This is a genomic window from Desulfatiglans parachlorophenolica, from assembly GCF_055394735.1.
Genome location: NZ_AP042460.1, coordinates 3,361,732 through 3,376,820, shown reverse-complemented (window position 1 = coordinate 3,376,820; position 15,089 = coordinate 3,361,732). Strand labels below are relative to the sequence as shown.

Genomic DNA, 15,089 nt, shown 5'->3' with positions numbered 1-15,089 from the left:
TTCTGTGATCCGGAAAAGCCGCAAGAGGTTGAGGGGTGTCGAGAGCAGGGCCGAGAAATCGGTTCTGCTCGCGCGTAGCTCTACCACCATGGAAGCATAGACAATTCAGGGCGAGAGTGCAACGGCCTTCGGGCGCGATATCCAGCGTAAACGAGAGATAAACGCGCTCATCGTTGCGGAGCGTGAGAGAGGGCGAAGGTCAGCAGATCCAGGTCTGTGATCTCGAAGCGCTTTCCTACTCGGGTTGCCAGAAGAGAAAAGTCCCACAGGACCGTTTCCAGGCCCATCTCTTTCATCATTTCGAACGGGCCTTGCTTCATCAGCAGGACTTCCTTGACGGCAAGATCCAGGTCCTCGAGCGAGGCCTTTTTCTGCTGCAGGCTGTAAAGGGTGCCATTCAATACGGCATAAAGAAGTCTTTTGGCCAGCGGTTCATCCTGCGCAGGGTGTCCGGCCGCCGCTTCGGCGTCAGGCGGATGCCTATAAAAGCCTGGCGCGTCATCCAGGGCCCTGTGGCCGTCATAGAGGTATATCCCGCGCGAGACCTTCTTGCCGGTCCGTCCCTGAGAGAGCAGTCTTTCAAATAGTACCGGTGCCCGCAGTCCTTGTTTTTCGTACGGCAGGCGGCCTTGCCCGTCCCAATCGACCGGGAGCAGACTTCCCGGTTGACCGGCGCGTCGCATGGCGGCGAGAAGAAAATCGATACCGATGACGTCTATCGATTCACACGGGCCGACATAGAACAATGCGCGGGCAGCGGCATCCACCGCACTCGGCAGGGCCAGGCCTTCTTCCAGGATGTAAAGCGCCTCGAGGTAATAATAACTGAGGATGGCATTGACAACGGAACCTTGTGCATCCTTTGCGAGGATGGCGTTTTTGCCCAAATCGCGGCACCAGGACTTGAGGTAGGCGGGCAGTTCAGGGGATGTTTCAGGCCCTTCCAGGATTTCGATCAGATTGATCAGTTCGACGGGGTAAAAAAAATGCAGGCCGCAAAATCGCTCCGGATAGCGGAGGTGTTCGGCCAGAGAAGCAATGGAGATGGAAGACGTGTTGGATAGCAGCAGGGCCCTTGGTGAAAGAAAGGATTCCAGTTGTTTGAAGAGCGTTGTTTTGACCACAGGATCTTCGTAGATGGCTTCGACGACGACATCCGATCCGGCGAGATCTTGCACGCGCCAGGTGAAGCGGACGCATTCCTTACAGGTCTTGTAGGCCGCTTCGGTCAGTTGTCCGCTTCTTGAGGCCCGTTCGAGGCGTTTTGTGTGCTTCTTGCCGGCGGTGTGCGCCTCTGTTTCATCGATGCAGAGCACGGTTATGGGGTGCGGCGTTCCGGAAAGCAACCGGAAGATGGACGCGCCCATTTTGCCATAGCCTGCCAATCCGATTTTCATCATCGATCCTCCTTTTGGAAGGAATGGACGATCAGTTTCCGGTCGATGTAATTGGTCAGCCGCGCCATTGATTTCGGCGGTCCGGTTTCATGACAGGCTGAGACACCGTGAATCCGGACGGCGTTCTGAATGGCCCAATCGAAATGAAGAGGCGTATGTATCGACTGCACGACGACATCGGCTGCGTGTCCTCGATCGATTGGTCGGCCGTCGATCAAAGAGAGCACCGTTCTCTTCGGGGGGAGCATCCTGCAACCTTTGACGAATGCGATAAACTCACAGGCAATGGGCTGCAGGTGAGAGCTGTGATAGGGATGCGCCGTGTGAATCGGCCTTGTGCCCAGTGCCCCCAAGTGCAGCGCCTTTTCGAGACACGACTCGAGGGCGGCACGCTCACCCGCTATGACGAAGTTCCGCTTGCCATTGTGCATGGCAATCTCCAGCCGGCTTTCGGCCGTGGATAGGAGAAGGTCGCGGATTTCAGGAAGGGTCAAGCCCAGGATCAGGGTCATACCATAGGCTCTACCGCTCTTGAGGCACCATTCCGAGGCCAGTTCGTGGGCTTTTTCAAGGATGGAAAGGCCGGTTTCGAACGAGTAAAATCCGCCGTGGTAAAGGGCTGCATAAATCCCCATGCTGTATCCGATAACCAGTTCTGCGGTTATCCCTCGGGCGGCGTAAAGATCGCACATGGTGCAGTTGATGGCGTAGGAAAGCCTTTGGTTGTCGAGGGTGTCCATCAGCGCCGGGCCATGGTCTTCCGATTCGGGGTCCATTTGTTCGACGATCTGCGTGATGCGGGCTTTCTCGCAGTTTTCCCGGAAAAGCGGACTTTTCGAGACGAGCGGAAGGGCCTTCAGATAAGAGGTGCCGATGCCCGGAACGAGGATGCAGGCCCGACGATTTTGTGCCGTGGGATCAGTCATGATGATGTTGGGGTGCCGTTACATCGAGTTCCGATAATCGCTCTAGCAGGATTTCTGGAAGGGGTACCGGATAGCCCGCATTGCTGACGGCCGCAAGCGCGGAGCCTCCTTTGGCGATGACCCGGTCTTCCTTTTTGATCAGAAATAGAAAAGAAAGCCTGAATTTGTTCCATCTTTCTAAAATGATATGCACTTGGAGGAGATCGTCGAAAGTTGCCGGTGCGCGATAGGTGCAGGAGACCTCCGTGATCATGAGTTGGGTGTCCCCGCCTTCGATCCGGGTAAAAGGGCACCCGAGAGCGTCCAGCCAGGCCATACGCGCGACTTCCATGTAGCGGATGTAATTGGAATGGTGGACGACCCCCATCTTGTCCGTTTCATGGTACCTCACGCGGATGGGTACTTCCAGATCTGGAAAACAGGGTCCTTTCATCCCGTCATCCTTTCCAGGGATGTTCCGTCCCCGGCGCCCGCCTTTGGCAACCCTTCGGCTTGGGGTCTCGATGCGGCGCCTGATCGGTCGCGTGCTGCCTGCGAAACGGTTCTAGAAGAAAAGAAGAGACCGCCGTAAGTCCCGTATTTCGATTGCACCCGGTGGGCTGTTCCACAAGGTGGCCGCTCATTCCGGGGCCGTCTGATGGTGGCTCAGGACCGCCGCGGCGTTATGACCCCCGATACTGAATACGTTGACCATGGCACCTTCCACCCCGTTCAATTTTCGCATGACGTTCGGTATATAGTCGAGATCGCATGCCGGATCCGGAAAGGCATAGTTGATGGTTGGCGGCGCCATCTGGGTTTCGAGGGCCAGGGCGGTTGTGGATAACGCAATGAGACCCGAGGCGGCCATGGTGTGACCGATCATGGATTGGACGGCGCTGATGCCCAGTGCTTCGGCGTGGTCTCCGAAAACCTTTCGAATGGCCTGCGATTCAAGCGCATCGTCGATGACGGTCGATGTGGCGGAAGCGCTCAGATACCCAATGGATTCTTTGCCCATCCCGGAGTCCTGAAGGCCCATCTCCATCGTCCGAGCCATTTCCTTCTCTCCGGGTCGGGGTGCCGCATGGGGTTTGTAAGACTCCGAACAGGTGGCATATCCTTGTATCAACGCATAGATGTGCGCGTTTCGGGATTGGGCGTGGGGAAGAGATTCCAAGACGACGGCGCAGGCCCCGTCCGAGAGCAGACATCCGTCCCTCCTGGCATCGAAGGGGCGCAGGGCTTTTTCGGGTTCGGCGTTGCGGGTGGAGAGCATCTTGAAATAGTTGCCTTTGATGAGGCTGTTCTTTGTCAGAACAGTGTCTACGCCGCCGACAATGACCACATCCGCCCATCCATGACGGATGAGATCGACGCCTGCGGCCGCTGCGTAAATACCGGATGCGGCTGCGGCGGAAAGGGTGAAGGCCGGCCCTTTGAACCCGAACTCGATGCTGAGCCAGGCTGCCGGAGCGTTGGCCATATCTCGGATGATCCTGAAGCGTTCTGTTTCGGCATCCGCCAGGTCCAAAGGGCTTCCGACGCTTGAACCGCTGGTGCCGACGATGATGGCGCAACGGGTTGTATCCAGACCCCCGACGTCGACGCCGCTGTCCGCCATGGCGTCTTGAGCGCACAGACGTATCAGACGGCTGGGACGGATCGTCTGTTTGAAGAGCCGCTTTGGTGTCCGTGCCTTTTCTATCCGGGAGGCCGCCTCAGGGAGTTGCCCACCGATCGTCGTCGTGCAACCGGATGTATCGAATGCTGTGATGGGGTGAATACCGGACTTCCCTTGCAGCATGTTCTCCCAGCATTCATGAACCGTCACACCGAGCGGGCATATCATACCCATGCCGGTCACAGCGATCGGTGGGCGGGCGCTTGGCGAGATGGATGGCATACCCCGCAACGGCTAATCCCCGAGATTAAGTTCTTCCAACAGTTGTTCACCTTTTTCGATGATGGTGTAGATGGCCTTGATGGTTTCCCCGACGGTGTAGATGGGATTTTTCAGCATATATTGACCGATCGTTCTCACTTCAAGTTCAATATTATATTTTTCTTTAAACTCCTCGATCATTTCGAGGAATAAGATGGAGTCTCCACCCAGATCATCGATGATATTTGTATCAAGCGTGATTTCACCAACGTCAATTTCAAATTCATCAGCCAAAAAATCAAAAATTTCTTGTGAAATTTTCTTCTTTTCCTCATCGCTAAGCACCCGTGTCACGCCTTTTTCCTCCAATATTCCACTTTACGTCAACAAGTGATTAACACACAGGTCAAAGGGAACGCCCTTGCTCCCGGTCGCAATCATTATGCCCGCGCCGTTGGCAGAGTTTCCGCGAAATCAGGCTGATAAGGCATTCCTTTTCATAAGCGGGCGGCAGGAACGGCAACATACGACTACCGCATCTTCCAGATGCACAACCGTCCCTTCCATCTCTACCTGGCCGTTGAAATCGATGCGGATACGCCCTGCATCGTCGACCACGACGACCATTTTTTTGTAATCGACAAGAAGCCCCAGACCCAGGACCTTCGAGGCGGCCTCCTTGCAGCTCCAAAGCAGGGTATACCTCCTTTTGGCATCCTCGATGCCCGCCGCGCAATCCTTTTCGTGGATAAAGGCGCGGGCCAGCCGAACGGGTCTTTCGGAAACGGTCTCGATGTCGATTCCCACCGCCGTTACGCCGTCCTCTGCAAGGCAGACGGCGACCCTTCCCCCCTTGTGTGAGATCGAGCACCCGATGTCATGGCATATCCCCTGCTTGACCACCCGAACAGTGGGCCGACCATACCGATCCTTGACGATTTTCGCGTCGAGAGGGCGATCCGCCGATGCTGTCAGGGCTACCAGCGCTCTCAAAGCGGCCCGGGATGCCATCCACTCCCGTCTTCTTGTGCATGATTGCATCCGCCGAAGCACGGCCCATTCCTCGGGGTGCGGGAAAAGGGCATACTCCGAGATGGTGCCGACTTTGCCTAGCGCTGCCAAGATTGGATGCTGTGTCGTGCGGGTAAGGAATGGATAATAAACTATCAACATAGCCTATTTCGTTCTATTGCGCACCAAATTTGTGAAACGTCGAGCGGTTTCGAGAGTCTGCCTGGTGTTGGTCTGTTCGCGTAACCCCGCCGCGAGTTCAAGCACCGCGGCGATGGCTTCCTTTGAACCAGCGAGGATCGTCTTGGTGAAGAGGAGGACCCGTTCGAAAAAGGTTTCTTTCGGAAGGATGCGGTTGATGAGATTCCAGTCCAAGGCCCGTTCCGCGGAAATCATGTCCCCGAGCAGGACCATCTCGAGGGCCTTGGCTTCGCCTGCAAGCCGAATCAGTCGCTGCAGGCCGCCAAGTCCCGGCACCAGTCCGATGGAGGTTTCAGGCAGTCCAAGGCGGGTTTTCGGGACGGAGAGTCTCAAGTGACAAGCAAGGGCCAACTCGAGCCCCCCCCCAAGGCAGGCACCGTTGATGGCGGCGATGACAGGTTTGTCCAGACGCGAAATGGCATTGATGAGGTCATTCGCGAAAACAAGCCTTTCTTCACTCGATGCCGTTTCGTCGGCATGCATCTCCGTAAGATCGGCGCCTTTGGAGAAGACATTTCCTTCCCCGGTAAAGATCACGGCGCTGACCTCGGGTAAGATCATGCGCCGGTAATGATAGTCGAGTTCATTGAAGAAGGCTGGCGGCATGAGATTGTTCGGAGGGTTTGTGATAGTCAACACGAGGATGTTGTGCTGCATCGAGGAAACAATCAAATTTTTCGACTTCTCTGACATGGCGAACGGCGCTTTCGGTGGAGACAATCATGTTTCCGAATGTTGTAAAGGCCTTGAAAGGAAAATTACCAGGCAGTTCCTTCGCGGGTCCATCCTTTGGGCCGCGGTGTCTTCGATGCGGAGTGCAAAGGAAGGAGAAGGCCTGAAAACTCCATGGACCCCTTTCGGCAAACGCCGAGCTGTGATTGCCGATAAGCAGTTTTCTCGTGGAGCTTCTTCGAGATACGCGATAAAATGCTTAAGAACATAAAAATCACTGTCTGATGTCGACTTCCCGGTTTCTAAATGCAGCCTTCAGCAGTATTTCAATATGAATCCAGCATGCATCCACTTGCTCGATTCGGTTACGAAGCTGACGAGGGTGTCTCCGTGCTTGAGGTCTTCAGTCTGAAAATAATCATCCAGTGCGACGACGATAGCAGGGGCGCCCTGGTAGCCGCGTGTGCTCAACTTGGTATAGAAAGGGAGTTCGGCGCACCAGTGCTTTCGGAGGTAATTTATCGTGAGATCCATTAGATGTTTGGTTGGGATATTGACAAAAAAACACTTGACATCCCTTACATCGAGCCCCGTCCGATCGATCATTCGTTTGAAGCCCTTTTCGCCGAAAGCGGGGGCGAGTCTGGTGACGGTCATGAGATCCTGTTCGAGGTGGTGCCACCCGTTTTCAAAGACCTGCAAAGGATGGTAATGGACGGCTCCCATCATGACTCGCATGGGAGGTTCGTGTCCCATCCCTACCGATTCCAGATAGGTATCCACAACCTCCAACGCGGGGCGCGTGTTTTTTTCCGCGGTCAGAACCAGGGCCCCGGCACCGTCGCTCAGAAACCAGCGTAGCACAACCTGTTGCTCGGTCAGGACCTTCTGATTGAATATCTCCGCCTTGAGGAAAGGCGAGGACATCTGGGAAGCTACCAGCAGCGCGTTTTTGTATCGCCCGTTGGCGATCAGGTCACTGCCGACCTGCAGGGCCTTATAGATGGACGTGCAGTTGGAATGGATCGATATTTCTGCACAGCAAGGGATGTTCAGGGCATCTTGGACCAGAACACTCGATGGGGGGCAAAGATAATCGTAGAGGATGCCTGCATAGATGATCAGATCGACGTCGGCGGCCTCGATGCCGGCCATCTGCAGGGCCTTTTGGGCCGCTTTTACACTCATGGAAACATTGGTTTCCGTCGCTTTCCGCGTTGTTCGGTCGATGGCGTAATAGGAATACTCGATTCCCAGAAGGTCACGCATGACCTTGCGCATTCGGTCCAGGCGCTTCATCAATTTGGGTGGACCATCGGTAAGCGGGCCCAGAACTTCTTCGATTTCGTCAAAAGGGACCGGGTCTCCAGGAGAAAACGATCCAATTCCAGTGATGTAGACATTTCTCCCCTGCATGTTTCCTCCAACAAGAGTTTGAATCCCTATTACAAGTCAGTTTCCATCCGGAAATGGTCTTTTTGGCCAATCTCGGCGTCAATCTGCACGCTTGCTTGTGCGGCGACCCACAGGTCGCCTCCGCGCAAGCGCTTGATTTCCTTGATATTGGCCAAAAATCCTCATTTCCGGATTGGAAACTTTGCCGCGCCGGATGTTCTTTTTCGGATGGACACAAGTTAGCTTGATTCCATCCGGAAATGGTCTTTTTGGCCAATCTCGGCGTCAATCTGCACGTTTGCTTGTGCGGCGACCCACAGGTCGCCTCCGCGCAAACGCTTGATTTCCTTGATATTGACCAAGAATCCTCATTTCCGGATTGGAAACTGGGTTGTACCGGAAAAGGGTGCCGAATATCTTTCCAGGACGATACAGGAATTATGGCCGCCAAAGCCAAAAGAATTGCTGATGGCCGCTTCGAGACCCGTGACCTCTCTTGCTTGGTTGGGCACATAATCGAGATCACATTCGGGGTCCGGCTCTTCATAATTGATCGTCGGCGTCAAGATCCGATGCCGAAGGCTGAGCGCTGTCACAGCGAACTCGATGGCTCCAGCGGCGCCGATCGTATGGCCGATCATGGATTTCTGGGAGCTGACAGGGATTTGCCAGGCTCTTTTACCGAACAGCTTCTTGATAGCTCTGGTTTCAGCGCGATCGTTGTGCACCGTAGACGTTCCATGGGCGTTGATGTAGCCGATCCGGTCCTTCTCAATCCCTGCATTGACGAGGGCCTTCTCCATCGTTTCGGCCATCCCCAGACCGTCGGGTTCCGGGGCGATGATATTGAAAGCCTCTGAAGTCATTGCATGCCCCGACATAACCGCATAAATAGACGCAGCACGGTTGATGGCATGCGGCAGTGATTCCAGAATAACCGCGCAAGCACCCTCTGACAGGACAAAGCCCGTCCGTTTTCGGTCAAATGGACGGCTGGCTTTTTCCGGGGATTCGTTCAGCTCAGAAAGCGCCATCAGTCTGCTGAAACCCTGGAGGGTCTCCTCTGAAAGCATGGTGTCGACACCCACAGCGACACAGACCTCTCCATGACGTCGCACATAATCGTAACCCAGGCCCACGGCATAAGCGCCGGATGCGCAGGCCGTTGCAACATTGAAGGAAGGCCCTTTGAAGCCGAAGGTCATACGGATAGCGGCGGCGGGGGCATTCAGCATGCCATGAGCGAAAGGCTGCCGATTGCTGCCCTCATCGACCGGAGTCAGGGCATCGCCAACCGTCGAGCCGCCGCAGCCCGTAATGACTCCGACACGGTTCGCATCCAGCTTGGCCGGTTCCAACGCTGCATCTCTCAAGGCCTCCATGCTGCTGAGGAGGGCCAGACGGGTCGACACGGTCCCATGCCTGAAAAAGGGACGCGGCAGGCGGGCCCGTTCATAATCCGGGTAGGCCTCGGGCAACTGCCCTCCCATACGACTGAGGCAGCGGACAGGATCGAATTTCGTAATGGCTTTTATCCCGGCTGCACCTTGAAGCATATTTTTCCAGCACGTAGACGTGTCGACGCCCAATGGGCAAATCATACCGATCCCGGTGATGGCTACCGCATTCGGGTTCATCCTTCGTCATCTCCGATCAATGAAAAGGCCGTCCTTGGCTGTGATCCGAAAAGGTATCGTTGCTGTCCCTTGGAACCGGTCGGGATAATGCTCAGTGAAGGTAAGTTTCCGGTTTGCGCCGGAACGCATGCCTGATCTTCTGGTCGATATGAAGACCAGCAGGGCCAGGTTGGAAAATCGCCTGAATGAAAAACGCCATTCGTGCTGGATAGCAGACAGGATCTGCTGCATTATTGCTGGATGTAGACATTCAGTTTTTCCTGGATATCGTCGATGATTTCGCGAAGCCAGGCTACATCCTCCGCTGTCAGACGTCCCGATTTCATCGTTCCTTTGGTGCCGTCCCTTTTCGTGAAGGTTCGGGGCCCGATCTGCAGTTTGGGTTCACCATCTCCGTAGCGGTTGATCGATATGAGCAACCCCGTTTCTTCGTTTTCCCAGGTGTCGAGCACCTGATCCTTCGATGCGTCATAGGGCATAAAATAATCCTTCCTTACAGGGATTCTTCTGCATGGTTTCTGCTGAAGGGCGTTATATGAGAAGGACCTCCGCATTCAGGGGTAACTGTTTCCATAAGTCCGGACGGTCAATATCCTCAAGGAGAGAAATAGGACCGGTATGCAGGCTACCCTCCGGGCGCATTTCTGAAAAGATACGGACTGTTTTTCATGAAATGTGCAGACGCAGCGATGTCCCAACGAGGTGTGCCCTTCACTCTGTGGCGATAGCGGGTTGCGATGTGGTCCATGCGCGTTCGGACATCGCTTCATGGCGGCTGCGGAACGCTGTCAGAAGGATGACCTGCATGACACCTGCAGCCGATTCCTCAGAGCGACGGACAGGCCGACAAGATGTTCACTCAAAGAATCAAGCCTCGCTTGTATCCGGAAATCACCTCTGGATAGGCATGGGTGATGCCTATCCAGAAAAAGGTCATCAGGATGAGGGGTTTTCTTCCAAGACAACTAAACCGGCCAACCGAACCGGGCCATATCCTCGAGTTCCTCTTCGATGCGCAATAGCTGATTATACTTGCAGATCCGTTCGGACCGGCAGAGGGATCCGGTTTTGATCTGTCCTGTCCCAGCCGCGACCGCCAGATCGGCAATAAACGTATCCTCCGTTTCACCGGACCGATGGCTGATGACGGTGTTCCATCCGGCGCGATGGGCCATTTCAACGGCGTCGAGTGTTTCCGTAAGGGTGCCGATCTGATTGAGCTTGATCAGCACGGCGTTGGCGGCGTTTTCCTGGATACCTCGAGCAATGCGCTCGGTGTTCGTCACGAAGAGGTCATCGCCGACAATCTGGATCCGATCGCCTATTTGACTGTTCAGGCTGCGCCAGCCGTCCCAGTCGTCTTCGGCCAGCCCGTCTTCGATGGAGAAGATAGGATAGCGATTTACCCAGTCCTCGTAAAAAGTGACCATTTCTTCCGCGGTTCGCTCGGAATGGTCTGATTTGCTGAAGATATATTTACCCCCTTTGAAAAAAGACGAAGAGGCAGGGTCCAGGGCCAGAACCACATCCTCTCCTGGTTCATAGCCGGCCTTGCGGATACCGGCAAGCACCATCTCTATCGCTTCTTCGTTGTTTTTCAGATCGGGTGCGAAACCCCCTTCATCTCCGACGGCCGTAGAGAGGTTCTTTCCCTTGAGCACGTCCGCGAGGGCATGAAACACTTCGGCGCCCATCCGCAGGGCGTCGCGAAAGGTCCTTCCACCGACCGGCATGATCATGAATTCCTGAAAATCTACGTTGTTCGCGGCATGAACTCCTCCATTGAGGATGTTCATCATCGGCATGGGGAGACGCGAGGCATTGGTCCCGCCGATATAGCGGTACAACGGCATGTAGACCGAATCGGCGGCCGCCCTTGCCACGGCGAGAGAAACGCCCAAGATGGCGTTGGCTCCAAGGCGATTCTTGTTGGGGGTTCCATCCAGTTCGATCAACGTCTGATCCACGGCCCTCTGATCGAGGGCGTACATGCCTTCGAGTTCTGGCGCAATGATGTCGTTGACGTTTTGAACCGCTCTTTCAACGCCTTTGCCGCGATACCTGCGCTTGTCCTGATCGCGAAGTTCCACGGCCTCGAATTCGCCGGTGGAGGCGCCTGACGGGACCGCAGCACGGCCGAAGCTTCCATCCGTAAGGCCTACTTCCACTTCTACCGTAGGGTTGCCTCTTGAATCCAGTATCTCTCTGGCGACAATGACCTCGATCTGCTCCATGATATCTGCCCCCCGATTGTTCGGTGCATGTGCCCGGAACGATGTTAGTTCCCCACGCAGGGATAGGAAGTGAGACAATGAAATTGTTCTTATATAATGATCCGATCATGGCTGACAAGACAAAACAGGAAGTCCGGCTCTCGCTGACAGATCGGCAACCGCTTTGAGCGTTTTGGAAAGGAGGCATTTTTCTGAGGCCTCCTTCGAAAGGATGGTTACATAAGGCCCCAAAGGACGCCATAGAGTCAGGTTGGGCCATTGAAAGAAGGCCACGGTCGGTAGGCCCATCATAGCCGCCAGATGGGTAACTCCACTGTCGTGGCCCAAGTACAGGCATGCGCTTGAAAGGACCGCCTCCATAGGCTCAGAGTCGTGACACAAGATGGTTTCAATGCCGTCCGGGGGGGTACACAGGAAAGGGTGTCGGGCGGCGAATTCGGCCGGACCCAGAAGGCAGGCGGGTTTTGCGGCTTCAAAGGCCGGGAGAGACGACAGTTCTCTGGCAAGATCGACCCAAAAGGATAAAGGGAGATTCTTTTTGGGGCTTCCGGATCCGGGATGAAAAACGAGTCGCTTCCGAGCTTCGCCTGAAAGGGCCGGTTTGAGAAGGGCATGGCTCAGTGTACGTTCCATCGCGCGTGGCGGGTCGATCATCAGGCCCGCTTGCGCGAGGCACGTGGCTATATGTTCCGCTACGTGCATAGGGGCATTTTCGGGCGGTAAGGATGGCCTGATGCACAGATCCGCTTTCGGGAAATAGAACCGTAGGTTTTTCTCGAGACAGGGGTGGGGGTTGTTGAAAAGGGCGAGCACGAGATCGGGTTTCAGTTTCAACGGAAGCGCATCGTGGGAGGGGGTATCCGCGAAGAGTCGGTGCCATCCAGCCCCTTCCATATCCTGGATTTCAGATGCCCATCGCCTGACAAAAAAAAGCCCGGGGCCCCGCCCGGTCAAAGCGACTTCAGCCTTTCCGGACAGTTCGGTCAGCGCCGGTATCGTCAGGAGGGTGTCGCCGAGGGCCCCCGGCCGAATCATGAGGACTCTTTTCGGTGGTTGGCGGGAGGCATTTCCGTTTAATCTTGATTCAGGGGAAAACATAAGTTTATAAGATAAGGCCACCGAAGATACATTTTGCATGGTACGATCGGATTACCGTCAAATCATTTCCATCGGGAAAGGGTCTTCCTGGCCGATCTCGGCGTCGCCCGCACATTCGCTTGTGCGGCGGGCCTGCAGGTTGCCGCGGTGCAGCCGTTCGATTTTCTTGATATTGGCCGAAAAACCCTCCTGTCCGGATTGGAAACGCGGTTTTGCTCGATCCTCATTTCCGGATGGACACCAGGTAAGGCGATCGATCCCCAGCGGTTTAGGGCGCCGAAGATGTCCAGGTTGCCAGGCTTGGACGAAACACCGGATGGAAGCCAGGCGAGCCGGTCGGTCCTGTGCGCGATCGACCCTATTCTTGCCTGGTTTTTGAGAGGCGGCCGGTTTTTAGGCGGAACGGGATCGATGATCGCCGGAAACGGCGTAATATACTACCATGGAAAATCCGTGAAAGAAAGAACCTCACGAACGAAGGAGGGCAGGGTATGCGGACAGTAAAGTTGGATCCCGGGCTACGGATCCTGCAGAACGCCGAGATGAGCGGCAAGGTGGTCCTCTTGCGTGTAGACCACAATGTGGTGAAAAAAGGTGAAATAAAAGACCCCTATCGTATCGATGCCACCTTCCCGACCCTTTACGCCATTGCCGCAAGGGGAGGACGGCCGATTCTCATGACGCATGTGGGTCGTCCCAAAGACAAGAAGAGCGGGAAAATCGTCTGTCAGCAGGGCGATGCCGTCAATGCGATTGTGAAATACCTGGAGCAAAAACTGCCCGTCCGGATCCATGTGCCCGAGTTTCCGATCGATCCCGAAAGAGGGATCCTGCACCTCGACCGCGAGAGGGTTGCCCCGGCTGTCGAAGACCTGAAACGTGGGCGTTTCGACATGATCTATCTGCCGAACAGCCGATGGTTTGCCGGGGAGCAGGCGAAAGGAGAGGGTCGGGAAACCTTTGCTCAGGAAATGGCTTCGATTGCGGATCTCTATATCAATGATGCCTTCGGTTCCTGGCGTCCCCATGCAAGCACCTTCGATATCGCTGCACAACTACCCAGTTTCGCCGGCATCCTCCTGCAGCGCGAAATCAGCAACCTGCACCGGGCGCTGGAGCCTGAAAAGCCGTTTGTGGCCGTGGTTGCGGGCTCCAAGTACGACACGAAGATAGGCCCGATCAAGGCCCTGTACGATAAGGTCGACCATCTGATTCTGGGCGGGCTCATCTACAATACCTTCCTTGCAGCCAAGTACGGCGCGCGTATCGCCGGTGTTGCCGATGAGGATGTCGCTCTTGCCCGCGAACTCGTTGAGATGGACAGCGGGCAAGGCAGGATTGTGGAGATGCCTTTTCTGGTCGAGGTCGACACCATGGACGAAAACGGCCGCGAGGGGGCCCGGAAGGTGTCGATGGCCGATATCAGAAAGGGGGGTGCTTTCGGTTATATCGTCGATATTCATCCCGATTCACTGGCGCAGTCGGAGACGGTGAAGGTCATTGCCTCGGCGATGACGGTGTTCATCAACGCCGTCATGGGCTATATGCCTCTCTACCCCGAGGGTACGCGCGCATTGTATGAACTGATCGGGCGCAATCAGCAAAGTCAGAAGCTCTTTGCGGGCGGAGACACGCTGCAGGAATTGAGGAATCTTTGCCCCGGTGTGTATCTTTCGGGTTTGAACGATCCGGACACCTACTATTTCACGGGCGGCGGCACCGTCCTGACCGCCATTGAAATGGGCGGCGCCTATCGCCTGGAGCCGGTCTCCGCCCTGATGGGTTGATTTGGACCCCCGCTGGAATTCAGAGGTATGCTGTGGTGATGAGTCCGATATTCGATCCCCGAAAGGCTGGACGGCCGATGCGCGTGGCCGCTTTCATGTCCGGTTCGGGGACGAACATACGCCGTCTTCTCGAGTACGAAAAGCGCCTGCACGAAAAAGAGGGACTTTCACCTTACCAGGTAGTCTTTGTTTTCAGTGATCGTTCCGACGGGTGTGCCGCAGGGGAGAAAATCGCCCTGGAGCATGTGCTCCCCTATGTGAGCTACGATATCCGTGCGTACCATTCCGCAAAGGGGGCACGCCGCTCTGTCCGGACTCCGGAAGGTCTGGCCTTGAGACAGGCCTATGATCAGGTGGCAAAAAGACTCATGACTGCCTTTGAGGTCGACTTGATCGCGCTGGGAGGCTACATGAGTTTTATCACGTTACGAGGCTGTGTCAATGTCCATCCAGCGGATCTTTCCATCCTGGATGACGATGGTCGGCGCAAGTATGTAGGAGACGATGCCGTTCGTGATGCGATCCTCGGAGGTGAGACGCACCTGAGGGCTTCTACCCTGTGGACTGATCAAGGGGTGGACAGTGGGCCGCTTCTCATGGTTTCAGATCCGTTGCCGGTGGAATTGCCCGTGCCTGTCGAGGTTCTCAGAAAAGATCCCGCCTTGCTCGGTCAAGTGGCAAAAGTTCATCAGGAGCGGTTGAAAGAGATCGGTGACTGGAAGATTTTCCCGCGCACCATAGAGCTGATTGCCCGGGGGCGTTTCAGTTTCGATCATGCCGGGGGGGTGCATCTGGACGGAAGCCCGGTCCCCGCGGGTTTCCGGGAATAGCTCTGTTCCCGGAGGATTTATTGACGTGTTTACCGGA

General features: G+C 55.5%; 18 protein-coding genes. 3 read left to right on the top strand and 15 right to left on the bottom strand.

The window, feature by feature from the left end; genetic code table 11:
* Positions 1 to 167: 167 nt before the first annotated feature.
* The 9 genes from ACZ500_RS15845 to ACZ500_RS15805 all read right to left on the bottom strand — a co-directional run bounded on the left by ACZ500_RS15845 (position 168) and on the right by ACZ500_RS15805 (position 7,487).
* Positions 168 to 1,400 carry a 3-hydroxyacyl-CoA dehydrogenase gene (locus ACZ500_RS15845; protein ID WP_464228345.1) on the bottom strand — a complete coding sequence of 411 codons (1,233 nt, stop codon included), beginning with the start codon at positions 1,398 to 1,400 and terminating at the stop codon, positions 168 to 170.
* Entirely contained in the window at positions 1,397 to 2,323 is a 927-nt protein-coding gene (locus ACZ500_RS15840) for an ACP S-malonyltransferase (RefSeq protein ID WP_464228343.1), read from the bottom strand. The genes ACZ500_RS15845 and ACZ500_RS15840 overlap by 4 nt, the downstream gene beginning before the upstream one ends.
* Positions 2,316 to 2,756 carry an acyl-CoA thioesterase gene (locus ACZ500_RS15835; protein ID WP_464228342.1) on the bottom strand — a complete coding sequence of 147 codons (441 nt, stop codon included), beginning with the start codon at positions 2,754 to 2,756 and terminating at the stop codon, positions 2,316 to 2,318. Before ACZ500_RS15835 ends, ACZ500_RS15840 begins: the two co-directional genes overlap by 8 nt.
* 186 nt (positions 2,757 to 2,942) lie before the next feature.
* Positions 2,943 to 4,208: a beta-ketoacyl-[acyl-carrier-protein] synthase family protein gene (locus ACZ500_RS15830; protein WP_464228341.1), complete on the bottom strand. Its 1,266-nt coding sequence runs from the start codon at positions 4,206 to 4,208 to the stop codon at positions 2,943 to 2,945.
* Positions 4,209 to 4,220: 12 nt separating this feature from the next.
* Entirely contained in the window at positions 4,221 to 4,556 is a 336-nt protein-coding gene (locus ACZ500_RS15825) for an acyl carrier protein (RefSeq protein ID WP_464228339.1), read from the bottom strand.
* Positions 4,557 to 4,661: 105 nt separating this feature from the next.
* Positions 4,662 to 5,309, bottom strand: coding sequence for a 4'-phosphopantetheinyl transferase family protein (locus tag ACZ500_RS15820; RefSeq protein ID WP_464228337.1), 648 nt, complete (start codon positions 5,307 to 5,309; stop codon positions 4,662 to 4,664).
* Positions 5,310 to 5,363: 54 nt separating this feature from the next.
* A complete protein-coding gene (locus tag ACZ500_RS15815) occupies positions 5,364 to 6,005 on the bottom strand; it encodes an enoyl-CoA hydratase/isomerase family protein (RefSeq protein ID WP_464228336.1) in 642 nt (213 codons plus the stop codon).
* Positions 5,983 to 6,123: a hypothetical protein gene (locus ACZ500_RS15810; RefSeq protein ID WP_464228335.1), complete on the bottom strand. Its 141-nt coding sequence runs from the start codon at positions 6,121 to 6,123 to the stop codon at positions 5,983 to 5,985. The genes ACZ500_RS15815 and ACZ500_RS15810 overlap by 23 nt, the downstream gene beginning before the upstream one ends.
* A 263-nt stretch (positions 6,124 to 6,386) precedes the next feature.
* Positions 6,387 to 7,487, bottom strand: coding sequence for a hypothetical protein (locus tag ACZ500_RS15805; RefSeq protein ID WP_464228334.1), 1,101 nt, complete (start codon positions 7,485 to 7,487; stop codon positions 6,387 to 6,389).
* Positions 7,488 to 7,540: 53 nt separating this feature from the next.
* On the opposite strand from ACZ500_RS15805, the gene ACZ500_RS15800 reads away from it, so the two are divergent.
* Positions 7,541 to 7,714 carry a hypothetical protein gene (locus ACZ500_RS15800; protein WP_464228333.1) on the top strand — a complete coding sequence of 58 codons (174 nt, stop codon included), beginning with the start codon at positions 7,541 to 7,543 and terminating at the stop codon, positions 7,712 to 7,714.
* Here ACZ500_RS15800 and ACZ500_RS15795 read toward each other — a convergent pair.
* The 6 genes from ACZ500_RS15795 to ACZ500_RS15770 form a co-directional block, all read right to left on the bottom strand.
* Entirely contained in the window at positions 7,706 to 7,828 is a 123-nt protein-coding gene (locus ACZ500_RS15795; RefSeq protein ID WP_464228332.1) for a hypothetical protein, read from the bottom strand. The two genes, ACZ500_RS15800 and ACZ500_RS15795, sit on opposite strands and share 9 nt — an antisense overlap.
* Before the next feature lie 6 nt (positions 7,829 to 7,834).
* A complete protein-coding gene (locus ACZ500_RS15790) occupies positions 7,835 to 9,103 on the bottom strand; it encodes a beta-ketoacyl-[acyl-carrier-protein] synthase family protein (RefSeq protein ID WP_464228331.1) in 1,269 nt (422 codons plus the stop codon).
* Between the two features lie 6 nt (positions 9,104 to 9,109).
* Positions 9,110 to 9,334 carry a hypothetical protein gene (locus ACZ500_RS15785; RefSeq protein WP_464228330.1) on the bottom strand — a complete coding sequence of 75 codons (225 nt, stop codon included), beginning with the start codon at positions 9,332 to 9,334 and terminating at the stop codon, positions 9,110 to 9,112.
* The gene (locus ACZ500_RS15780) at positions 9,334 to 9,582 is read right to left on the bottom strand and encodes a hypothetical protein (RefSeq protein WP_464228328.1); all 249 of its coding nucleotides are present in this window, start codon (positions 9,580 to 9,582) and stop codon (positions 9,334 to 9,336) included. The genes ACZ500_RS15785 and ACZ500_RS15780 overlap by 1 nt, the downstream gene beginning before the upstream one ends.
* Before the next feature lie 486 nt (positions 9,583 to 10,068).
* The gene (eno, locus tag ACZ500_RS15775; protein WP_464228327.1) at positions 10,069 to 11,337 is read right to left on the bottom strand and encodes a phosphopyruvate hydratase; all 1,269 of its coding nucleotides are present in this window, start codon (positions 11,335 to 11,337) and stop codon (positions 10,069 to 10,071) included.
* A 105-nt stretch (positions 11,338 to 11,442) separates the two neighbouring features.
* Positions 11,443 to 12,372 carry a glycosyltransferase family 9 protein gene (locus ACZ500_RS15770; protein ID WP_464228326.1) on the bottom strand — a complete coding sequence of 310 codons (930 nt, stop codon included), beginning with the start codon at positions 12,370 to 12,372 and terminating at the stop codon, positions 11,443 to 11,445.
* A gap of 554 nt (positions 12,373 to 12,926) precedes the next feature.
* Between ACZ500_RS15770 and ACZ500_RS15765 the strand changes: the two genes are divergently transcribed.
* Together ACZ500_RS15765 and ACZ500_RS15760 are read left to right on the top strand one after the other, a co-directional pair.
* Positions 12,927 to 14,222 carry a phosphoglycerate kinase gene (locus ACZ500_RS15765; RefSeq protein WP_464228324.1) on the top strand — a complete coding sequence of 432 codons (1,296 nt, stop codon included), beginning with the start codon at positions 12,927 to 12,929 and terminating at the stop codon, positions 14,220 to 14,222.
* Between the two features lie 38 nt (positions 14,223 to 14,260).
* A complete protein-coding gene (locus ACZ500_RS15760; protein ID WP_464228323.1) occupies positions 14,261 to 15,052 on the top strand; it encodes a formyltransferase family protein in 792 nt (263 codons plus the stop codon).
* Positions 15,053 to 15,089 lie beyond the last annotated feature (37 nt).